14 protein-coding genes and 1 pseudogene (1 of these 15 running past the window's edge) are annotated in these 20,564 nt (G+C 63.8%); 7 read left to right on the forward strand and 8 right to left on the reverse strand.

The features are described from left to right. From ACRECX_RS11875 to ACRECX_RS11890, 4 genes are all read left to right on the forward strand, one after another. Positions 1–1,109 carry the 3' portion of a peptidoglycan DD-metalloendopeptidase family protein gene (locus ACRECX_RS11875; protein ID WP_431559045.1) on the forward strand. Its footprint begins 913 nt before the window's first position, so only the last 1,109 of its 2,022 coding nucleotides appear in the window; its start codon lies beyond the left edge, outside the window; it ends in the stop codon at positions 1,107–1,109. 912 nt (positions 1,110–2,021) lie between these two features. Then, a complete protein-coding gene (locus ACRECX_RS11880; RefSeq protein ID WP_431559046.1) occupies positions 2,022–3,092 on the forward strand; it encodes an AAA family ATPase in 1,071 nt (356 codons plus the stop codon). A gap of 85 nt (positions 3,093–3,177) precedes the next feature. After that, a complete protein-coding gene (locus ACRECX_RS11885; RefSeq protein WP_431559047.1) occupies positions 3,178–4,101 on the forward strand; it encodes a hypothetical protein in 924 nt (307 codons plus the stop codon). Then, positions 4,025–5,521: a S8 family serine peptidase gene (locus tag ACRECX_RS11890; protein ID WP_431559098.1), complete on the forward strand. Its 1,497-nt coding sequence runs from the start codon at positions 4,025–4,027 to the stop codon at positions 5,519–5,521. Before ACRECX_RS11885 ends, ACRECX_RS11890 begins: the two co-directional genes overlap by 77 nt. Before the next feature lie 3 nt (positions 5,522–5,524). Here ACRECX_RS11890 and clpB read toward each other — a convergent pair whose 3' ends face one another. Further along, on the reverse strand, positions 5,525–8,131 hold the full coding sequence (gene clpB / locus ACRECX_RS11895; protein WP_431559048.1) for an ATP-dependent chaperone ClpB: 2,607 nt from the start codon (positions 8,129–8,131) through the stop codon (positions 5,525–5,527). 290 nt (positions 8,132–8,421) lie between these two features. Between clpB and ACRECX_RS11900 the strand changes: the two genes are divergently transcribed. Both ACRECX_RS11900 and ACRECX_RS11905 read left to right on the forward strand, forming a co-directional pair. Then, a complete protein-coding gene (locus ACRECX_RS11900; RefSeq protein WP_431559049.1) occupies positions 8,422–9,276 on the forward strand; it encodes a toll/interleukin-1 receptor domain-containing protein in 855 nt (284 codons plus the stop codon). Further along, entirely contained in the window at positions 9,185–10,528 is a 1,344-nt protein-coding gene (locus ACRECX_RS11905; protein ID WP_431559050.1) for a tetratricopeptide repeat protein, read from the forward strand. The genes ACRECX_RS11900 and ACRECX_RS11905 overlap by 92 nt, the downstream gene beginning before the upstream one ends. A gap of 615 nt (positions 10,529–11,143) precedes the next feature. Here ACRECX_RS11905 and ACRECX_RS11910 read toward each other — a convergent pair. The 6 genes and pseudogenes from ACRECX_RS11910 to ACRECX_RS11935 form a co-directional block, all read right to left on the reverse strand. Then, positions 11,144–11,434, reverse strand: a pseudogene (locus ACRECX_RS11910) (DUF4167 domain-containing protein); the annotation flags it as partial. 354 nt (positions 11,435–11,788) lie between these two features. After that, the gene (gene prmC / locus ACRECX_RS11915) at positions 11,789–12,727 is read right to left on the reverse strand and encodes a peptide chain release factor N(5)-glutamine methyltransferase (RefSeq protein ID WP_431559051.1); all 939 of its coding nucleotides are present in this window, start codon (positions 12,725–12,727) and stop codon (positions 11,789–11,791) included. Continuing rightward, a complete protein-coding gene (gene prfA, locus ACRECX_RS11920) occupies positions 12,720–13,814 on the reverse strand; it encodes a peptide chain release factor 1 (protein ID WP_431559052.1) in 1,095 nt (364 codons plus the stop codon). The genes prmC and prfA overlap by 8 nt, the downstream gene beginning before the upstream one ends. 18 nt (positions 13,815–13,832) lie before the next feature. Next, positions 13,833–14,753 carry a hypothetical protein gene (locus ACRECX_RS11925; protein WP_431559053.1) on the reverse strand — a complete coding sequence of 307 codons (921 nt, stop codon included), beginning with the start codon at positions 14,751–14,753 and terminating at the stop codon, positions 13,833–13,835. A gap of 200 nt (positions 14,754–14,953) precedes the next feature. Next, positions 14,954–17,212 carry a phosphoenolpyruvate--protein phosphotransferase gene (gene ptsP, locus ACRECX_RS11930; RefSeq protein WP_431559054.1) on the reverse strand — a complete coding sequence of 753 codons (2,259 nt, stop codon included), beginning with the start codon at positions 17,210–17,212 and terminating at the stop codon, positions 14,954–14,956. Between the two features lie 78 nt (positions 17,213–17,290). Next, positions 17,291–18,589 (reverse strand): aspartate kinase, encoded by a 1,299-nt coding sequence (locus tag ACRECX_RS11935; RefSeq protein ID WP_431559055.1) that lies wholly within the window; start codon positions 18,587–18,589, stop codon positions 17,291–17,293. Positions 18,590–18,726: 137 nt separating this feature from the next. Between ACRECX_RS11935 and ubiG the strand changes: the two genes are divergently transcribed. Next, positions 18,727–19,473: a bifunctional 2-polyprenyl-6-hydroxyphenol methylase/3-demethylubiquinol 3-O-methyltransferase UbiG gene (gene ubiG / locus ACRECX_RS11940; RefSeq protein WP_431559056.1), complete on the forward strand. Its 747-nt coding sequence runs from the start codon at positions 18,727–18,729 to the stop codon at positions 19,471–19,473. Here ubiG and ACRECX_RS11945 read toward each other — a convergent pair. Next, positions 19,470–20,402 carry a L,D-transpeptidase family protein gene (locus tag ACRECX_RS11945; protein ID WP_431559057.1) on the reverse strand — a complete coding sequence of 311 codons (933 nt, stop codon included), beginning with the start codon at positions 20,400–20,402 and terminating at the stop codon, positions 19,470–19,472. The two genes, ubiG and ACRECX_RS11945, sit on opposite strands and share 4 nt — an antisense overlap. Positions 20,403–20,564 lie beyond the last annotated feature (162 nt).

Consider the following 20,564-nt stretch of genomic DNA (forward strand, 5'->3'; position numbering starts at 1 on the left):
TCAATGTCGGCAAGGGCGACACCTTGATGGGCCTGTTCGTCAAGGTCGGCACCGAGCAGAGCCTCGCCACCGACATCATCGACAGCCTCGATCCCCTCTACGCGCCGGACGATCTGAAGGCCGGCCAGGAGATCCACTTCCGCCTCGTGCCCGCCCCCTCCGACACCGGCCAGATGGAGCCGGTGCGCGTGTCGATCTTCGACAAGGGCGGCGCCCACGTCGTGACGGCGGCGCGGAACCGCGACGGCGACTACGTCGCCTCATCGGAGCATGCGCCACAGGAGGTCGCCACCCAGCAGGCCTCGACCCGCGCCAGCCTCTATCAGAGCTTCTACAAGGCGGCGCTCGACCAGCACCTCCCCGACGACACCATCCTCAAGCTGCTCCGCGTCCACTCTTACGACATCGACTTCAAGCAGAAGTCCCGCGCCGGCGACACCTTCGAGGTGTTCTTCGACGGCGACGAGGACGACGTCGGCGAGATGCTCTACACCTCGATGTGCGTCGGCGGCGACACCCGCAAATTCTATCGCTTCCGCACCCCGGACGAGACGGTCGACTATTACGACGAGCACGGCAACAGCGCCAAGAAGTTCCTGATGCGCAACCCCGTCAAGGGCGGCCGCTACACCTCAGGCTTCGGCGACCGCAAGCACCCGCTGCTGCGGCGCTGGCGCATGCATACCGGCGTCGACTACGCAGCGCCGATGGGCACGCCCATCCTCGCCGCTGGCGACGGCACCATCGAGATGGCCGAGCGCCACGGCGGCTACGGCAACTACATCCGGCTCCGCCACGCCAACGGCTTTGCCACCGCCTATGGCCACATGACCCGCTTCGCCCCCGGCTCCAAGCCAGGCGCCAATGTGAAGCAAGGCCAGATCATCGGCTTCGTCGGCTCGACCGGCATGTCGACCGGCCCGCATCTCCACTTCGAGGTCCTGGTCAACAACAAATTCGTCAACCCGATGACCATCGCCGTACCGCGCGGGCTGCAGCTCACCGGCCGCGAGCTCGCCGCCTTCCAGAAGGAGCGGCGCCGCATCGAGGCCCTCATGGAGCTCGATCCCGTCACCACCAGCAGAGTCGCCCAAGCCCAGACCGAATAGTTTTCCTTCTCCTTTCTCTCCTCCCCTCCCCGACAATTCGATCCTGAAGCGACCCGCGGCTTTCGCTGCGCGCGCATTCTCCTTTCTTCGTCATGGCCAAGCTCGTCCCGGCCATCCAATAGTGAGTCTGCTGCAACGCCTCATTGGATGCCCGGAACAAGTCCGGGCATGACGATGCTTCTCGCCGGCTTGGCACCGCGAGGCATGCTCTCCCCCCGAAGGGGGCGGCGCGCCGAAAAGCGCAAACCTATGGCTCCGTGTCCATCGCTGAACACGGCGGGCGCCTTTCGGCGCGCCACATGCGCGAGAAGCAGATGCGCTCAAGGTGGCCAGAGGCCGGTAGCGCATCGCTAGACTCGCATGTCATTTGCGGCGTTGGTCGGCAGCAGCGGACCCCTCTTTCGAATGGCCTTGCATCGCGCTCAACCGCGCGACAGGCCAAGTCGTATGGCTCTTGCCGGGGGCTCGTATTAGCCCCGGGGGGTAGCCCGGTGCCGCCCGGAGGCCTTTGGTTTGCGTAAAACCAGGCCCGCAGGCGCCGCACCCCGTCCCGCAATCACGACGCCTCGCGAGAACGCCCCTTCAAGAGGACGAGGTGAGCGGAGTGTAGCGGAGGCGGATGCGAAGGTCTAGGATTTTTTTCCTGATGGTGTTGGGGGCGTGGATAGCGCCGGCCCGCACCCGCAACGCCTCGCCAAGATGCCCGGTCAGAAGAGCAAGGTGTGCGGAGTCTAATGCAGCTTTTGATGGCGGGAATAGGTGGTCAGGTCTCGTAGCATTCAAGCTCGTTGACATTGGAGAGAGGCGAGTTCCCCATGTAAGGAGCGGGGATATGCGAAAGCGCTGAGAAGACAATGGGGCTTAATTCGTCTAGCCTTTCCAGCAGTCATCAATCCAGCTTAAGTTTTGCACATGGCGCGCAGCGACCTCCTACTATCTCTGATCCGGGCCGGCGGAGCAGGCGATCACGAGATGCTGCGTAAAACGGTTGACGCACTAGTTGCCGATGAGCGGAAGAAGAGCCATCACGTGCTGGCTGACCGGCTGAGAAGGGCCGCTGAGGCTTTATCATCACAGCCTCAAGTGTCCAACTCACGTACCATTGGCGAAGTAGGTGCGCGAGATGCCGTGCTTTTGCTTGAGCCAAGAATAAGGCTCGACGATTTGGTATTGCCCGGATCAGTACGTGAGCAGGGGCTTGAACTTACCGAAGAACACATGAGGTCAGATGTGCTGCGTGCCCACGGCATGGAGCCTCGCCATCGTGTTCTCCTCTCCGGCCCTCCGGGAAATGGGAAGACATCTTTTGCAGAAGCCATTGCAGAAGCGTTGGCACTGCCCTTCTTCGTGGTCCGTTACGACACCTTAATCGGGAGCTATCTAGGTGAAACAAGCGCCCGACTTCGACGGCTTTTTGATTATGTCCGAACCACTCCATGCGTTCTTTTTTTTGACGAGTTCGATTCCATCGGCAAAGAGCGCGGCGACCCACATGAAACAGGCGAGATTAAGCGCGTTGTCGCCTTCCTTTTGATGCAAATCGATCAACTTCCGAGCTACGTAATCGTCATTGCGGCAACGAATCACTCAGAACTCTTAGACCGTGCTGTGTGGCGTCGTTTTCAACTCCGATTGGGCTTTCCAGCTCCCCGTCTGGGCGAAGTTGCTAACTTTATCGAAAAGCGCATGCAGGATTGGTCCGAAAGACCAAAAGCCAGAGCATCCAGGATCGCCAGATCGCTAGGCCCTGTCAGCTATGCAGAAGCCGAGGAATTTTGTTTGCAATTGCGCAGACGCTATATACTCGCTATGGGCGAATTGGCCATTGATGATCTACTAAGGCTCGAGCTCGCTCATTGGGCCGAACGCGTTAAGCCGACGGGGGGTAATGCCCAGCGACCCTACAAAGCCACTACTTCAACTCGCTCCAGGCGAACCGGCCGCCCGACGTCTTCACGGTCGAAGGGCGATTCCACGTCCTGAGCCCTACTCTCGCAATCAGCAGCGCCAGCGTTTCGGCCCTCAATTCACTCGCCTGCGCCAGCTGATGGCGAGTCCTGAAGGACGAGTGGAACTAGTTTCGGACCCTGCTGGTATCGCTCCCGAGCGGCTGCTTGTTTTCGAGGTTAAGGGAAGCATCCAAAACTTCATTCGCGCGGCATCGCGTATCCAAGGCCTAGAGTTTATCGGCGAGGAGGAACTTGAGGCCGAAGAAGAAGACAGCGAGCCGGTGTTGTACCTTATGGTTCCAAATTCCGGTGCACTTACGCAGATTCTTAGTCTCTGGGCTCGCTGGTTGCGTGGCGAAGAACTTGGTTATGGCTTTGCCTCGTGGCGAGACCTCTTCGGCCTGTTACGGGACCTGAGGCCATGGGGTCCACAAGATCGGCTCAGTACCCTAGACGCCGACCACATCAACGAAGAGCTGGTGCGAACCGGTGCGCAAGCAGCTATCCGTCTAGAATTGGAGTTAGTGTTTCGGCAGGATGAAGCGGTAGCAGGTGCAGCTGAAGATCAGCTTCGGCGCGATTTGAACTTAAGGGCTGGTGTCATTGTTTCGCGTTCACGCATAGCCGACATCGCATATCATGCATTGCTTGTCGATTTGCCTGCCGCCGAAGTCCAGGAGCTACTTGCCCGAAGGCCGGCTAGCTTGGCCTCGGTCGAGCCGGTCATGTTCATTAGACCGCAGAGTCTAGCCAGCAAACTGGAAATTGCTGACCTAACGGATGTTCTCCCCGTCGAAGCCGCTCCAGATTTGGATGAGCCGATCCTTGCTCTTCTCGATGGCGTTCCAGTAGCGCAGCATCCATTGTTGGCCAATCGACTAATAGTAGACGATCTGTTTGGTCTTGAGCCAATTACAGAGGTATCTCAGCGATTCCATGGCACAGCCATGGCGTCGATCATTGTTCATGGTGATCGCAACCTTGCGGGGCCAAGTCTTCCTCGGCGAATTTTCGTCACACCCGGTTCTTTCCGGAAACACTGAGGAGTTCCCCCCAGACCGGCTGATCGTTGATCTCGTTTACCAGTCGATCCTCAACCTGCGTTTCGGACACGAGCCCAACGCGCCGAAGGTGCTAATCGTGAACGTCTCATTGGGGAATCGGCGGAAGCCGTTTGATCACCAAATTTCGGCGTGGGCCCGCTTACTGGATCGTATGGCTATTCAGTTCGGAATCTTGTTTGTAGTCAGTGCAGGTAATCACGACGCCCCGTTCTTAGTTCGCCATTTTAACGGACGAGCGGAGTTCGAGGATGCTGAAGACGATGTGCGTTCTCGCGCAGTAGTTGATGGTTTGGGCATGAATTTGGCGCAGCGCCGATTGCTTTCCCCCGGCGAGACGGTCAATGGCCTAACAATTGGCGCACTGCATCATGACTCCGTTCCGCCTGCGAATAGAGGAGCAGCTGGTGCAGTTATTGATCCCTTCCCCGCAGTTTCATTTTCCAACTGTTCAAGCGCACTCGGTCCGGGCTTTCAGACCAGTGTCAAACCAGACGTTCTTTTTGAGGGTTCTCGGGAGCGCCTGATAGTTATGCGAACTGGTGGGGGAATAGATGTAAGGCCAACTGCGGCAACTCGCATCGCGGGAATCAAGACTGCGGCCCCTAGCCCACTGGGCAACGCTGAAGGATATACTGGAGGGACAAGCGCCGCGGCAGCAATCGCTTCGCGAACGGCCCATCGTATTCACGATGCTCTTCAAGCCGCATACGGGGCTCCATTCCTGCAATTGGCTGAAATTCAAAGAGCAGTTCTACTCAAGGCACTCATGGTTCACCCGGCTGCATGGCCGGCGGATGGTGCCGAACTCATCCGCGAGGTTCTCGGACCGGCTGACTCTCGCGAGCACGTTCGTCAGCGCGACAATATACGTCGCTTTTTCGGATACGGCTCAGTTGACCCTGATGATGCAGTGGCCTGCGCTGCCGATCGAGCGACTTTTTGGGCCGTTGGAGAGTTGGGCCGCGAGGAACTCAAGGAAATTAGAGTCCCCATCCCGGTCTGCCTCACAGGTCAGGCCCGAATTCATTCGATGTCAGCTACGCTCGCCTGGTTCACGCCAATTAGGCCCGGGCAACAGACCTACAGGACAGTGCGGCTGCGGCTGCTCGACCCCACTGAACTTGATGCCCTGCGAATTTCGACCGCTAGACGTCAACCCGATGCAAACCAATCAGCAAGAGGAACGGTAATTCATCGCCGATGGGAAGGGGACCGCGCTCCAGCCATACCACGCGGTGCTGTCACCGTCTTGTCGGTGCAGCGTGAATTAGATCGCGGCGTACCGGTCGATGAGCCTGTACCGTTCGGGTTGGCCGTTACAATCACAATGCCCGGTGAAAATCGCATCTATGAAGAAGTACTAGCCAGGGTTCGGCCAAGGCCGCGTATTCAGCCCTGACCCTTAAGCCGCCTGGGCCCTGCCCGCCGCCGCGCCGTTGAACATCAGCCCGTCCTTGCCGGCGGTGATGCGCACGCTCTCGCCGTCGTGGATCTTGCCTTCGAGGATCATCTCGGCGAGCGGGTCCTGCACATATTTCTGGATCACGCGCTTCAGCGGCCGCGCGCCATAGGCCGGGTCGTAGCCCTTGGCGGCGAGCCATTCGCGCGCCGACCCGTCGAGGTCGAGCGCGATCTTGCGCTCGGCGAGGAGCTTTGAGAGCCGCCGCATCTGGATATCGACGATGTTCGCCATGTGCTCGCGCCGCAGCCGATGGAACAGGATGATCTCGTCGACCCGGTTCAAGAACTCGGGCCGGAAATGGCCGCGCACCACCTCCATCACCTCCTCGCGCACGGCATCTGAGTCCTCGCCCTCCTTCTGGTTGACGAGATATTCGGAGCCGAGATTGGAGGTCATGATGATCAAGGTGTTGCGGAAGTCGACGGTGCGGCCCTGGCCGTCGGTCAGCCGGCCGTCGTCGAGCACCTGGAGTAGCACGTTGAACACGTCGGGGTGCGCCTTCTCGATCTCGTCGAACAGGATGACCTGATAGGGGCGCCGGCGCACCGCCTCGGTGAGGAGGCCGCCCTCCTCGTAGCCGACATAGCCGGGCGGCGCGCCGATCAGCCGGGCGACCGCGTGCTTCTCCATGAACTCGCTCATGTCGATGCGGATCATGGCGTGCTCGTCGTCGAACAGGAACTCGGCGAGCGCGCGGGCAAGCTCCGTCTTGCCGACGCCGGTCGGCCCCAAGAACATGAATGAGCCGAGCGGGCGGTTGGGGTCTTGCAGGCCGGCGCGGCTGCGGCGGACCGCGGTGGACACGGCTTGCACCGCCTCAGCCTGGCCGACCACCCGCTTGGCGATCTGCGTTTCCATCTGCAGCAGCTTCTCGCGCTCGCCTTCCAGCATCTTGTCGACCGGGATGCCGGTCCAGCGCGACACCACCTGGGCGATGAGGTCCGGGGTCACCACTTCCTGCGCCAGCGCGCCTGAGGCCGACTCCTCCTCCTCGATCTTTTTCAGCTTGGCCTCGAGCTCCGGGATCACGCCATAGGCGAGCTCGCCGGCTTTCGCCAGGTCGCCCTTGCGCTGCGCCTGCTCCAGTTCGTTGCGGGCCGTGTCAAGCTGCTCCTTGAGCTTCTGCGCGGCGCCAAGCTTCGCCTTCTCCTCCTGCCAGCGGGCGCTGAGCGCGTTCGCCTCCTCCTCGAGATTGACGATCTCCTTCTCGAGCCGCTGCAGCCGGTCCTTGGAGGCGCTGTCGGTCTCCTTCTTCAGCGCCTCGCGCTCGATCTTGAGCTGCATCAGGCGCCGGTCGAGCTCGTCGAGCTCCTCCGGCTTTGAGTCGACCTGCATGCGCAGGCGGCTCGCCGCCTCGTCGACCAGGTCGATCGCCTTGTCCGGCAGGAAGCGGTCGGTGATGTAGCGGTTGGACAACGTGGCGGCGGTGACCAGCGCCGCGTCGGAGATGCGCACGCCGTGATGCAGCTCGTATTTCTCCTTCAGGCCGCGCAGGATGGAGATGGTGTCCTCGACCGTCGGCTCGGCCACGTAGACCGGCTGGAAGCGCCGCGCCAGCGCTGCGTCCTTCTCCACATGCTTGCGGTATTCGTCGAGGGTGGTGGCGCCGACGCAGTGCAGCTTGCCGCGGGCGAGCGCGGGCTTCAGCAGGTTCGAGGCGTCCATCGCGCCTTCCGCCTTGCCGGCGCCGACCAGCGTGTGCATCTCGTCGATGAACAGGATGATCTGGCCTTGGCTCGCCTCGATCTCGTTGAGCACGGCCTTCAGCCGCTCCTCGAACTCGCCGCGATATTTGGCGCCGGCGATCAGCGCGCCCATGTCGAGCGAGAGTACCTTCTTGTCCTTGAGGCTCTCCGGCACGTCACCCTTGACGATGCGGTGCGCCAGCCCCTCAACAATGGCGGTCTTGCCGACGCCGGGCTCGCCGATCAGCACGGGGTTGTTCTTGGTGCGGCGCGACAGCACTTGAATCGTGCGGCGGATCTCCTCGTCGCGGCCGATGACGGGATCGAGCTCGCCCTTGGCCGCAGCCTCGGTGAAGTCGCGCGTGTATTTCTTCAGCGCATCGTATTGCTGCTCGGCGCCGGCGCTATCGGCGGTGCGGCCCTTGCGCAATTCGTTGATCGCGGCGTTGAGGCTTTGCGGCGTGACACCGGCGTCCTTGAGGATGCTCCAGGTCTCGCCCTCTTTCGTCATGGTGAGCGCTTGCAGCGCGCGCTCCACGGTGACGAAGCTGTCGCCGGCCTTGGTCGCCATCTGCTCGGCCTGGTCGAGCACGCGGCTGAGCGCCGGCGTCATATGCGGCTGGGTCGCGCCAGAGCCCGACACCTTGGGCAGCTTTGCGAGTGAAGCGTCGGTCCGCTTGAGCGCCTGCTTGGCATCGCCGCCGGCGCGCGAGATCAGCCCCGCCGCGAGCCCCTCCGGGTCGTCGAGCAGCGCCTTGAGGAAATGCTCGGGCGTGATCTGCGGGTTGCCTTCGCGCACGGCGATGGTCTGCGCCGCCTGGAGGAATCCTTTGACGCGGTCGGAAAGCTTCTCGAAATCCATGATCTTCCCTCGAGGGTAGCGGCCAGTGTGAGGGCGGGCCGGACGGTGCGGTTGCGGTGGCGGGAGCCGGTCACGGGCCTCATACGCCAAGGCCCGTTAACGGACATATAGCGCCCTATTTCCCGCACCAAAAGGGGCCCCGATTTGAGAGAGCGCAAACCCGATGGCCCCTCACCCGGCGAGGGGGAGCCGATTCTGTTCCGTTACTGAACCGTTAGTTGCGAGGCCGCCGCGGGTCGCGGATAATCGGGCCAAGGAGCGGTGAGCAGTCCGAGGGGGCCGGAGGCAGCATGGCTGAACCCGCCACGTTCAAATACCGCGCCTTTATCTCCTACAGTCATGCCGACACGGCGTGGGCCAAGTGGCTGCATCGCGGGCTCGAAGCCTTCCGCGTCGACAAGGACCTCGTGGGACGCGAGACGCCGCGCGGGCCGGTGCCGAAGAATTTGCGGCCCATCTTCCGTGACCGCGACGACTTCACCGCCGGCCACTCCCTCAGTGACCAGACTCTGGCCGCGCTCGACGCCTCCGCCGCGCTGATCGTCATCTGCTCGCCGGACGCCACAAGAAGCGCCTACGTCACAGAAGAAATCCGCCTGTTCAAGACGCGGCATCCCGAGCGCCCGGTGATCCCGCTGATCGTGCACGGCAAGCCTGGCAACCCTGACCTCGAATGCTTCCCGCCCTCGCTGAAGTTCAAGCTCGACTCCAAAGGCCGCATTACCAAGAGGCCGGTGGAGTTGCTCGCCGCCGACGCCCGCGAGGACGGCGACGGCAAGTCCCTCGCTCTGGCCAAGGTCATCGCCGGCCTCCTTGGCGTCTCGTCCGACGACATCTTCCGCCGCGCCGAACGTGACCGGCGAAAGCGCCAGCGCAACTGGATCGCCGGACTGTCGGCCGTAGCGATCATGCTCGCCGGCCTCGCCGTGTGGGCCGAGATCAACCGCCGCGAGGCCGTGGCGCAGCGTGCGGAGGCGGAACGCAACTTCGCAGTGGCCAAGCAGGGCGCCAACGCCCTCGTTTTCGACATTGCCCAGGCGCTACCAGGAGGGCATGCGCACCGAGACCGTGCGCAAGATCCTCGGCACCGCCGAACAGGTCATCGACAAGCTCGTGAAAAGCTCGGATGGCAATCTGGAACTTAAGCGCATGCAAGCCACCATGCTCGATGAGTTCGCCAAGACCTATGCGGTTCAGGGCGACACCGTGAAGCAACAAGAGGCATCGCAGAAATCGTTGGCTATCGCCAAGCAGCTTTCAGACATTGTCCCCGGGGATGCCCAATCGCTGCAGAATCTTTCCGCCGCCCACGGAGGCAAGGGCGACGTCTCGTTAGCGCAAGGGGATCTGCCTGGCGCATTGAAGGCCTATCAGGAGAGTCTGGAGATTGCGAAAATGGCCTCGCCCAACAATCCATTTGCGCAGAACGACCTCGGGATAATTAACAACAAGATCGGCGATGTGTTTGTGCGGGAGGGAAAGCTCAATGAGGCGCTGAGTTCCTACGGAGAGGCGTTGGCGGTTCTGGAGCCTGCTGCCAAGACGGCACCGACCGACCTCAAGTTGCAAGAGGGACTCGGGGCATCGTACGAGAAGATCGGCAACGTACTTGCCGCGCAAGGCAATCTCACCGAAGCCCTCAGTTCCTACCGAGCCGCCCTCGACATTGGCGAGCGTTTGGTCGAGGCCGATCCTGACAATACCACCTGGCAACGCAACCATTCCGTCGATCTATTGAAGTTCGGCAACATACTCGAACTGCAAAAGGATCTGTCTGGAGCCGTTGAGGCTTATCAAGACAGCCTATCCATTTCCCGAGCCATGGCTAAAGCCGATCCGGGCAACACCGGATGGCAGCGCGACATTTCCGTAGCCCTGGAGAAGGTCGGCGACGTGCGTAAGGCAGAAGGTGACCTCGATGCGGCGCTGCAGGCCTACCAAGAGAGTTCCGCGATTTCCGACGCCCTCAGCAAGGCGGACGCCGCGAATACCGAATGGCAGCGCGACGTGTCCGTATCGTATGAGAAGGTTGGAGACGTGCAGAAGGCCCAAGGCAATCTTGATGCGGCGCTGCAAGCGTATCAAGAAAGCTACGTCATTAGGGTGCGACTAGGCCAAAGCGATGCAACGAACCTCCAGTGGGAGCGGGACGTTTTCGTTTCACACCACAAGATCGGCGACGTGCTCAAGGCCCAAAATGATACGAACGGGGCTCTGAAGCGCTATCAAGCTGCCCTTGAGATTGCCGGTCGCTTGGTGGCGGCGGACCCCACCAACGCAACCTGGCGAGAGGATCGAGGCTTCACATTCTACAAAATCTGCAACGTGTCGGTTATGCAGTGCAATCTGACTGAACTCGGGAAATTTATCAAGAGTCACCCGGCTCCAAATCGCTGACGACGCGAACGCCGGTTCAGCGAAGTAGCAACACGCGCAGTAGCGAAGGCTCATGTCGGAAGTTAAGTTCAAATACCGCGCCTTTATCTCTTACAGCCTACAGCGCCAGCGCCTTACTGAACCGTTAGTTGCAGCTGCCCCGTGACTTGCGGATACAGGAAAGGCGCCTTTATCTCCTACAGCCAGATTGACACGGCGTGGGCCAGTGGCTGCATCGCGGGCTCGAATCTTTCCGCATTGACAAGGGGACGCGCTCGCGAGTAGCCACCGGCCTCGCAATCTCGCACTGCATCGATTACTGGATCATCCGATCAAGTCGGACGATGACAAGATTGGCTCAAGAAACCTGAACCCCTAGCTCACCTGGTCGGGAGCTTTCTCGCTTTCGTCGGCGGTCTCGGCTTCGGCCGGCTCGCCGCCGTTGGCATCCTGCGTCGCGTCGGCTCCGTTGCCGCCATGGCGTCCCCGGCCCCGGTCATGGCCGCCGGGATGATGCTCGCGATTGCCCGCGTGGCGCTCGCGGTCCTGGCTACCGCCGCCCTGGCCGCCAACCTCCGCCGTCTCGGCCTCTGGGCCGTCCTCGTCGGGATCCGAATGCCAGCGATTCTGCCGGCCGCCGCCATTGGCGTTGTCACCCATTTGAGTGCCCTGCGGGCCGAGCTGCGTCTGCGCCGCCATGATGATGCGGTTGTAGTGCTCGGCATGCTGGAGATAGCTCTCGGCTGTCACCATGTCGCCGGAAGCCAGCGCGTCGCGGGCGAGCGACATGTATTTCTCGGCGATATGCGCCGCCGTCCCGCGGATCTTCACGTCGGGTCCGTTCGACTCGTAGTTCCGCGCCAATGGGTTTTGGGGCTTACGGCCACCGCGGCCACGGCCCCTGCGATTCTGTTGTCCTTGCCTCATATGTCCACCTGAATTGGCGGCCGCTTCTAGCCGCAGTCTTCGCTCCCTGGTACTCGTTCAAGGCTGCGTTCGCCCCGGCGCGCTTTGCGCCGGAAAGGCCGGATCGGCCACGCAGTCTTTAACAACGTTCTTTTTCTTGCTGCCTTGTCTTCGGTTCCGGCGCTAGGCGTCCTGGATCTTTGGGCTAGCGCCAGCCAACCAAAATCTGATGGGCGATTGAGCGTCTCTTGAACGTCCCGAGAGGCACGCCGCCTGTCAATCGAGGTTCACGAAATATCCGCTCTTGTTGCCTTGCAACCGGCCGCGCATCATACCCTCGCTGGCCGAACGATCTGTCATTCCGTAGCCACGAACCTACCCTGAACATCGGGCTTTTCCAAGCGCATTTTTGGGGCCCTGCGACGTTCTGCGCCGCCCTGGCGGGAGTCCGGCAAGGACGCAACGGGGGCGGCCAGCAAGGTCGTGGGCCGCGCCATCGCTTGTTTGGAGGCCAGCGGCGTGGAGAAGCTGCGTTACCGCCTCGGCTTGGTTCGCCCCGATCTCGACGATGAGAACCCCGTCCGGGCTCAACAGTTCCTGGGCCCGCGTGGCGATGCGCCGGTAGGCTGCAAGGCCGTCGGGGCCGCCGTCAAGAGCGCCCCTCGGGTCAAAGGCAGAGACCTCGGGGGCAAGGCCGGCGATCTCGCCGGAGGGGATATAGGGCGGGTTGGACAGAATGAGGTCGAAGCTGCCGGCCACCCCGTCGAGCCAGTCGGCGGCGATAAACCTGGCGCGGCCCTCGAGCCCGAGCCGGCGCGCATTGTCGGCGGCCACGGCAAGCGCGCCGTCGGACATGTCGGTGCCCACCCCATTGGCCTGAGGCAGCTCGGCGAGGAGGGTGAGCAGGATGCAACCTGTCCCCGTGCCGAGATCGAGCAATTTGATGCGCCTCGTCCGCCAGCCTCTGCGGGCCACGACTTCGAGCGCCGCCTCGATCAAGGTCTCGGTGTCGGGGCGCGGGTCGAGGGTGTGGCGATCGATAAGGAAGTCTCGTCCGTAGAACTCGCGGGCTCCTCTGATGCGCGACACCGGCTCGCCCTGAAGGCGCCGCGCGACATAGGCTTCGAGCCGCGCCGCCACTTCCGGCGTCGGCGTCTCGCGGTCCCGCGCGATCAGCCCTTCATGGGTCAGTCCCGCCGCATGGCAGACAAGCAGCCGCGCATCAAGCTCCGGCGTCTCGATCCCCGCTTCACGCAACTGTCGCGCCGCCGCGAGACACGCCGCGGTGAGCGCCGTCTCGATGGTCTCAGCCACGGCCTTGGCCCTCCACGGCGGCGAGCTGGCTCGTCTGATGCTCGGTGATCAGCGCATCGATGACCTCATCGAGCGCCGGTGCGCCCTCCAGCACATATTGCAGCTGGTGCGTGGTCAGTCCGATGCGGTGGTCGGTGACCCGGCCTTGCGGAAAATTGTAGGTGCGGATGCGCTGCGAGCGGTCGCCCGAGCCGATCTGACTGCGCCTATCCTGCGCCCGTTCTGCATCGAGCTTCTCGCGCTCCATCTCGTAGAGTCGCGCGCGCAACACCTTCATGGCCTTGGCCTTGTTCTTGTGCTGGGACTTCTCGTCCTGCTGGCTCACCACGAGCCCCGATGGCAGGTGGGTGATCCTCACCGCGCTGTCGGTGGTGTTGACCGACTGGCCGCCCGGGCCGCTCGCCCGGAACACGTCGATGCGGAGGTCCTTCTCGTCGATCTTGATGTCGACCTCCTCGGCCTCCGGCAGCACGGCGACCGTCGCCGCCGAGGTGTGGATGCGCCCTTGCGCCTCGGTCTCCGGCACCCGTTGCACGCGGTGCACGCCGGACTCGAACTTGAGGCGCGCGAACACGCCCTTGCCGGTGATATTGGCGATGATTTCCTTGTAGCCGCCGGTCGCCGACTCGCTCGCCGAGAGCACATTGACCTTCCAGCCCATGCGGTCGGCGTAGCGCTGATACATGCGGAACAGATCGCCTGCGAACAGCGCCGCCTCTTCGCCGCCGGTGCCGGCGCGCACCTCGAGGATGGCGCTCTTCTCGTCGGCGGCGTCCTTGGGCAGCAACTGGATCTTCAGCTGCTGCTCGAGATCCTCGATCTTCTGGTCGAGCCCGCCGATCTCCTCTTCGGCGAGCGCGGTCATCGCCGGATCGGAGGCAGGATCGTCGATCATCTCCTGCAAGCCGTCGCGCTCGTGGATCGCATGGCGAAGCGCCGTGATCGCGGAGACGATGGGGTCGAGCTCGGCGAACTCGCGGCTGAGCCGCACATAGCTGTCCTGGTCGACGCCAGACGCAAGGCTACCCTGCACGGTCTGCCAACGGGCGACGAGCTTGTCGAGCTTCTCGGCGGGAATCGTTGTCATGTGATGAGGCGGGAAAGCCTAGAAATTGCTTGGAAGCCGGTCTGCCTTGCGGCTGCGCGGATCGTCCGGGTCAAGCACGGGATCGGAAGTGCCCGAAGCGCCCGGAGAGTCCGACGGGTCGGAATCGCTGAGCGCCATCCATAGTCCAAAGCCGATCACCGAGGCAACAAGGGCGCCAATCCCCCATTTCAGCAGCAAGGGCTTTTTGCCCTTCGGCGCGGATTCCGGGGGCTCCTCCATGAAGGCATCTTGGCCAAGCGCCGCTCCGGGCTGCTGGAACACCGGCGCCGGCTGTTGCGGCGGTTGCGGCGCGCGCTGTTGCGGCTGCTGCTGCTGCGGCCGCGGTTGAGGCTGCGCCGGGCGCGGTTGGGCGGGGCGGGCTTGGGGCTGGCGGACCTGCGGCTGGCCTGCGCCTTGCGGACCGTTTGGCCAAGGCGCCTGTCCTTGCGCCGGCTGCGGCGCGTGTTGAGGCATTCCCCCTGGCGGGAACTGCGCCGCGCCCCCCGGCCATGGTGGTTGCTGCTGCGGCGCCCGTTGCGGGCCGTTCGGCCATTGCGGCGCCGCCTGCGGCTGCCGTTGGGGTTGCGCCGCCGCGTTATTGTTGCCGCCGCCGAAGTTGAGATCCTGGCTGCTTTGCGGCGCCATCACCGGTACGTCCGGCACAGCCTTCGGGTGGAGCTCGACAATGCCCGCCTCGAGCTGCGCATAGATGCGCCGCAACAGCGGGCGCGTGTCGAGGTTGAGCAAAGTGCCGTAGGCATTGACCACGCGGCAGGTCTCGGGCCACGGCGGCAGCGCATAAAGCGCTCCCTGCTCGAGTGCCTGTACCACCTCGATCGGGGTGGCAATCCGCGCGGCCAAGTCCGTTTCGGTAAGGTTGCTGGCAGCCCTGAGGTCCCGAAACAGCTCGGCCACTTCCGCATCATAGCCAGCTGGCATTTCACTAATCCCGTGAATATGAAGACGCCGCCGCGCGGCGTCCGACGGGTCTATCGGCACTTGCGGCGAAGCCGCCATCGCTCGGCCGGCCCCATCTCCTGCGATCCTCCGCTAAACAAGCCCAATGACGGGGCGTTTGCAAGCCTTGCAAGATTACCATATTGCGGCCCCCGCGGCAGACCCTCCACGCCCGCGTAGGCCTATATCTGAACGCCTTTTTCGCTGGCGTAGCGCTTCAAATCCTCGCGAATGGAGGTCTTTTTTTCCTCGATCAGCGCGTCCAGCCGCTGCTTGAGATCGCCGGCGTCGAGCGACAGCACCATTGCCTTGACCGGCCCCACCGAGGCCGGCGCCATGGAAATCGAGCGGAACCCGACGCCGATCAGTGCCATCGCCTCGAGCGGTCTGCCCGCCATCTCGCCACATAGCGTGAGGGGCACTTCATGCCTCTCCGCCGCCAAGGCAATTTGCCGAAGGGCCCGAAGCGCCGCAGGATTGAGCGAGTCGAAGCGGTCCGCCACGCGGACATTTCCCCGGTCGGCGGCGAACAGGAACTGCATGAGGTCGTTGGAACCCACCGACGCGAAATCGACCAACGGCAGGATGCTGTCGAGCTGCCACAACAGCGCAGGCACCTCGATCATGGCGCCGACCATCAGCCGCTTCGGCTCGGGCCTCCCATGCCGTTTGAGGATGTTGAGCTCGCGGTCGATTAGCGCGCGGGCCAGCTCGAACTCCGATACGTCGGCGATCATCGGCAGCATGATGCGCAAGTCGCGCCCTTGCGCCGCCCGAAGCAGCGCGCGGACCTGGGTGCGGAACAGCGCCGGCCGGTCGAGCGCCATGCGGATGGCCCGCCAGCCGATCGCCGGGTTCTCCTCCGCCCCGCCGCGGAAATATGGCAGCACCTTGTCGCCACCCACGTCGAGCGAGCGGAATACGACAGGCCGTTCGCCCGCCGCGTCGAGGATCGATTTGTAGAGGCGCGTCTGCTGCTCGAGCCGGGGAAAGGTTGACGAGATCATGAACTGAAGCTCGGTGCGGAACAGGCCGATGCCGTCGGCCCCCGACTGGTCGAGATGCGGCAGATCGAACAGAAGCCCGGCGTTGATGTTGAGCCCCACGCGCTGGCCGTCCAAGGTCACGGCCGGGACGCTGCGCAGCGCCGCGTATTGGGCCTGTCGCCGGGCCCTGAAACGTACCTTGTCGGCATAGGCCGAGATGACCTCCTGGGTCGGCCGCAAATGTAGCTCGCCGCCCTCGGCGTCGAGGATGGCCGCGTCGCCGGGCTCCACCGCCTCAAGCACGCCCTTGCATTGCGTGATGCCGGCGATGCCGAGTGCCCGCGCCACGATGGCCACGTGGCTGTTGACCCCGCCCTCTTCCAGCACGAGCCCGCGCAGGCGCTGCCGGTCGTAGTCGAGCAGCTCGGCCGGGCCCATGGTGCGCGCGACGACGATGGCGTCTTCGGGCAGATTGCCCATGGCGGCCGTCTCCGAGCCCCCGGACAACAGACGCAGCAGCCGATTCGACAGGTCGTCGATGTCGTGCAGGCGGTCGCGGAAGCGCGCGTCGGGCATGCGCAGCATGCGTGCCCGCGTGTCGTTCCGCACGCGCTGTACGGCCGCCTCCGCCGTGAGGCCCGTGGCCAACGCCTCGTCGAGACGCCGCCGCCAGCCATGGTCGTGGGCGAACATGCGGAACGCCTCAAGCACCTCGCGGTGCTCTCCGGCGCGGGCCAGGTCGCCCCGCTCCATCATCTCGTCGATCGCGCCGGTGAGCTCCTCGATCGCCTGGAGCAGGCGCCGCCGCTCGAGGTCGACGTCCTCGGCGATGAGTCGCGTGACCACGATCCGCGGCTCGTGCAGCACCACATGGCCGAGGGCTACGCCTTCGGACACGACCTGCCCCGCAAACGGCGCCGACACGTCGCGCTTCGCCCCCGCCGTCACTTCATCCACTACGGAGCCGAGGGCCGCGATCATCTCGGCGATCACCATGGCCGTGGTCTGCAGGGCTTCGACCTCCTCGTCGCCGTAGTGCCGGTGGGTGCGGTTCTGCACCGTGAGCACGCCGATCGTATGGCCGCCACGTAGGATCGGCACGCCGACGAAGGAGTGATAGATCTCCTCGCCCGTTTCCGGCCGGTAGGAGAAAGCGGGGTGATGCTGGGCGTCGGCGAATTGCATCGGTTCGGCCTGCTCGGCGATCAGGCCGACCAGGCCCTCGCCGGGCTTTAGATGCGTGTTGTGCACGGCCTCCGGGTTCAGGCCTTCGGTGGCCACGAGTTCGAGCGAGCCATCCCGCCGGCGCAAATAGAGCGAGCACACCTCGGCCACGATATTGGAGGCGATCAGCACCACCACCTTGTCGAGCCGGGCCTGCGCGCTCTCGCGCTCCGCCATCACCTCGCGCAAGCGGCGGAGCATTTGTCTCGGAGCACCAACTGACGCAGGCATCGCTACCAGTCCTCGCCGACCGGGCTAAAGCGGCGGACCAAGCCTCCCGAGGAGGGTCAGGTTAGCCGCTTTTGTTCGCTAGCGGCTGTCCAATCCGAACAGCGAATGCAGGGTCCGCACCGCGAGTTCGGCGTAAGCCGCATCGATCAATACGCTGATTTTGATCTCGGATGTCGAGATCGCCTCGATATTGATGCCCTTTTCGGCAAGTGCGCTGAACATCTGCGCGGCGACCCCGGCGTGGCTACGCATGCCGACGCCGATGGCCGACACCTTGGCGATGTCGGTCGAGCCGCGCAAGTCCAAATAGCCGATGGAATCCTTGGCCCTCCTCAACACTTCGAGGGCCCGGTCGAGGTCGGCGCTTTGCACCGTGAAGGTGAGATCGGTGTATTTGCCGTCCTCCGACACGTTCTGCACGATCATGTCGACATTGATATGGGCGTCGGCCAAGGGGCCGAACACGCTGGCGGCGACGCCCGGCTTGTCGGCCACCTTGAGCAGCGTCACCTTGGCCTCGTCGCGGGCGTAGGCAATTCCACTGACGACGTTTTGCTCCACGATCTCATCCTCATGGCAAACGAGTGTTCCGATCCCCTCGCCGGTCTCGGGGTTGCCTTTGCCGCCAAGGTCGGGCGCATCGAAGCTCGACCGGACGAGCACCCGCACCCCCTTCTGCATGGCCAGCTCGACCGACCGGGTTTGCAGCACCTTGGCGCCCTGCGAGGCCATTTCTAGCATTTCCTCGTAGGAGATGCGGTCGAGCCGGTGTGCCTTGGGCACCACCCTGGGGTCGGTGGTGTAGACCCCGTCGACGTCCGTATAGATGTCGCAGCGGTCGGCCATCAGCGCCGAGGCGAGCGCGACCGCGCTGGTGTCCGAGCCGCCCCGCCCGAGGGTGGAAATGCGGTTCCCCGGGGCAACGCCTTGGAATCCTGCGACCACCGCCACCTCGCCGTCGAGCATACGTGCCTTCAGTTCTTCGACGCCGACCCCGGTGATGCGGGCGGCGCGATGGGCGGCGTCAGTCTGGAGGGGGATCTGCCAGCCCTGCCAGGACCGCGCCGGAACTCCGACCGACTGGAGCACGAGCGCGAGCAGGCCGGAGGTGACCTGCTCGCCCGAGGACACCACGGCGTCGTACTCGCGGGCGTCGTAGTGCGCCGAGGCTTCGCCGCCGTTCTGATTGCGCACTTTGAAGCCCCACGCCTCCTCGACCCAAGCGACAAGCTGATTGGTCTGCCCGGCCATGGCCGAGACCACGACAGCGATAGCGTGACCGGCGTCGACCTCGCGCTTGACGTGCGCCGCGACGTTGCGGATGCGGTCGACGTCGGCCACCGAGGTGCCGCCGAATTTGAGTACGAGCAAGGACATGACGGCTCACAACAAGAGGGCCGGCCCTCGTCCAGGACCGGCCGGAAAACTCGGCTCCTTCATACTGATTGGGACCCGCGCCCGCAACATGGCTCTGGCTCCTTGACAGGTGGTGAAGGCGGGCGGCCAATGCCGCCATGGCGCCCGCCAGCCCTTCCCCCACTCTTGACGCCGCTGAGGTCGCCCGCTTCGCCAAGCTCGCCGGCGAGTGGTGGGACGCGAAGGGTGCGTTCGCGCCGCTGCATCAGATCAACCCGGTCCGCCTGACCTATATCCGCGATCAGCTCTGTAAGCGGTTCGGCCGTGACCCCAAATCGCCGCCGAGCCTCACGGGGCTCTCGGTGCTCGACATAGGCTGCGGCGGCGGCCTCGTCGCCGAGCCGCTGGCGCGGCTTGGCGCAGGCGTGACAGGCATCGACCCGGCGCGAGAGACCATCGAGGCGGCCAAGACCCACGCGCGAGGCGCAAGGCTCGACATCGATTACCGGACTGCGACGGCGGAACAGGTGGCGAGCGGAGGCGAGTCGTTCGACGCCGTGCTCCTGCTCGAGGTCATCGAGCACGTGCCCGACGTGCCGGCGTTCTTGACACGCGTCGCGCCCCTGGTGAAGCCTGGTGGGGTGATGATCCTGTCGACCTTGAACCGCACCTTGAAGGCCTACGCGCTCGCCATCGTCGGCGCCGAGCTCATTTTGCGCTGGTTGCCGGTCGGCACCCATCAATGGGAGCGCTTCGTCAGGCCCGAGGAGCTGAAGTCAGCTCTTGGTGCCGCAGGCCTTACCCTCGCCGGCACCATGGGCATGGTCTATAGCCCGCTCGCCGACGAGTGGCATCTGTCAGACGATACCGACGTGAACTATTTCGCGACCGCCACGCGCGGCTAGTAGCCCGGCGGGCGGAACCATCCGCGCCGCTGCTGGTAATAGCCCGGCTGCGGTGGCGCCTGATAGTACGGCTGGAACAGCCGCCTCCGCTTGCGGGGCTGCACCGGCTGCTGCTCGTAGTAGCCGTACTGGCCGAACCAGCCGTTGCGGTCCCGGCCATACCCGGGATAGGTCTTCTGCCGCGGCGGCTGCGCCACCTTATATTCACCGCCGGGCGTGACGCCGGTCAGGACTATCTGGGTGCTTTCCAGCCCCTTCTCCTCGACCAGCTTGAACAGGGTCTCGGCGTTCTTGCGGGAAAGACGCACGCAACCATGCGAGGCGGGCTTGCCGAGCTTCTTCTCTTCCGCGGTGCCGTGGATGGCGTGCCCCTTCTTGGTGAAGAAGACGGCATGTGGCATGGGCGCGTTGTCCCACTGCTTCGAGTACCAGATCTTGTTCATCGAACTGGCGGTGTATTCGCCCGAGGGGGTGGAATAGCCGCCGATGCCGGTCGACACGGGCCAGGTGTATTGCTCGACCCCGTCGACCCACACGGTCATCTGCTGGATGCCCTTGTCGATGGTGACGATCACCGTCGGCTCGGTCGCTTCAGGCTCCGTCGCCTCGTCCGAATCACTCTTCGCACTATCGGACTCGTCGTCGGCTGGGTCGGACTCCAGCGGGATGACCACAGAATCGCCGTCAGGCGCGGCGTCTTCCGAGCCTGCTTCGGCCTCCGTGCTCGCCGAGGTATCGGCCTGCGTGTCCTGCGCGGCCTCGTTCGCCGGCGCGGGGCCGGCAGGCTCGTTTCCGGGCGAAGACTGAGCTTCCCTAGCGGGCTGGGACGGGTCGGTCGCGTGCGGCGCTGGCTCGGCGCTCGCCGGAACCGCGAGCGCAGCCGTGAGGGCCGCGGCGGCAAGAACCGCGAAAAGAGCTGAGAGGCGCATAGTTCGTTCCCTGGTTACGCGCAAACCAAACCCCGGCAGCCTCTAAGATATAGGTCCAACAAGGCTTTACCAGGGCGCCTCGCGAGATTTTGTCCCCCTTTTTTAACCCGGGGCTCCAAACAAGACGTTACCCCGCCACGACAAACCTATCATGGCAACGCG

Origin of the sequence: Methyloceanibacter sp., from assembly GCF_050726195.1 — a bacterium.
Classification (GTDB): domain Bacteria; phylum Pseudomonadota; class Alphaproteobacteria; order Rhizobiales; family Methyloligellaceae; genus Methyloceanibacter.

Bases quoted from the DNA above. Each gene is read 5' to 3' on its own strand.
- clpB (WP_431559048.1), bottom strand. From the start codon at position 8,131: ATGGATTTCGAGAAGCTTTCCGACCGCGTCAAAGGATTCCTCCAGGCG.
- prfA (WP_431559052.1), bottom strand. From the start codon at position 13,814: ATGACAACGATTCCCGCCGAGAAGCTCGACAAGCTCGTCGCCCGTTGG.
- ptsP (WP_431559054.1), bottom strand. From the start codon at position 17,212: ATGCCTGCGTCAGTTGGTGCTCCGAGACAAATGCTCCGCCGCTTGCGC.
- ACRECX_RS11900 (WP_431559049.1), top strand. From the start codon at position 8,422: ATGGCTGAACCCGCCACGTTCAAATACCGCGCCTTTATCTCCTACAGT.
- ACRECX_RS11945 (WP_431559057.1), bottom strand. From the start codon at position 20,402: ATGCGCCTCTCAGCTCTTTTCGCGGTTCTTGCCGCCGCGGCCCTCACG.
- ACRECX_RS11935 (WP_431559055.1), bottom strand. From the start codon at position 18,589: ATGTCCTTGCTCGTACTCAAATTCGGCGGCACCTCGGTGGCCGACGTC.
- ACRECX_RS11925 (WP_431559053.1), bottom strand. From the start codon at position 14,753: ATGCCAGCTGGCTATGATGCGGAAGTGGCCGAGCTGTTTCGGGACCTC.
- ubiG (WP_431559056.1), top strand. From the start codon at position 18,727: ATGGCGCCCGCCAGCCCTTCCCCCACTCTTGACGCCGCTGAGGTCGCC.
- ACRECX_RS11890 (WP_431559098.1), top strand. From the start codon at position 4,025: ATGGTGATCGCAACCTTGCGGGGCCAAGTCTTCCTCGGCGAATTTTCG.
- ACRECX_RS11905 (WP_431559050.1), top strand. From the start codon at position 9,185: ATGCGCACCGAGACCGTGCGCAAGATCCTCGGCACCGCCGAACAGGTC.
- ACRECX_RS11880 (WP_431559046.1), top strand. From the start codon at position 2,022: ATGGCGCGCAGCGACCTCCTACTATCTCTGATCCGGGCCGGCGGAGCA.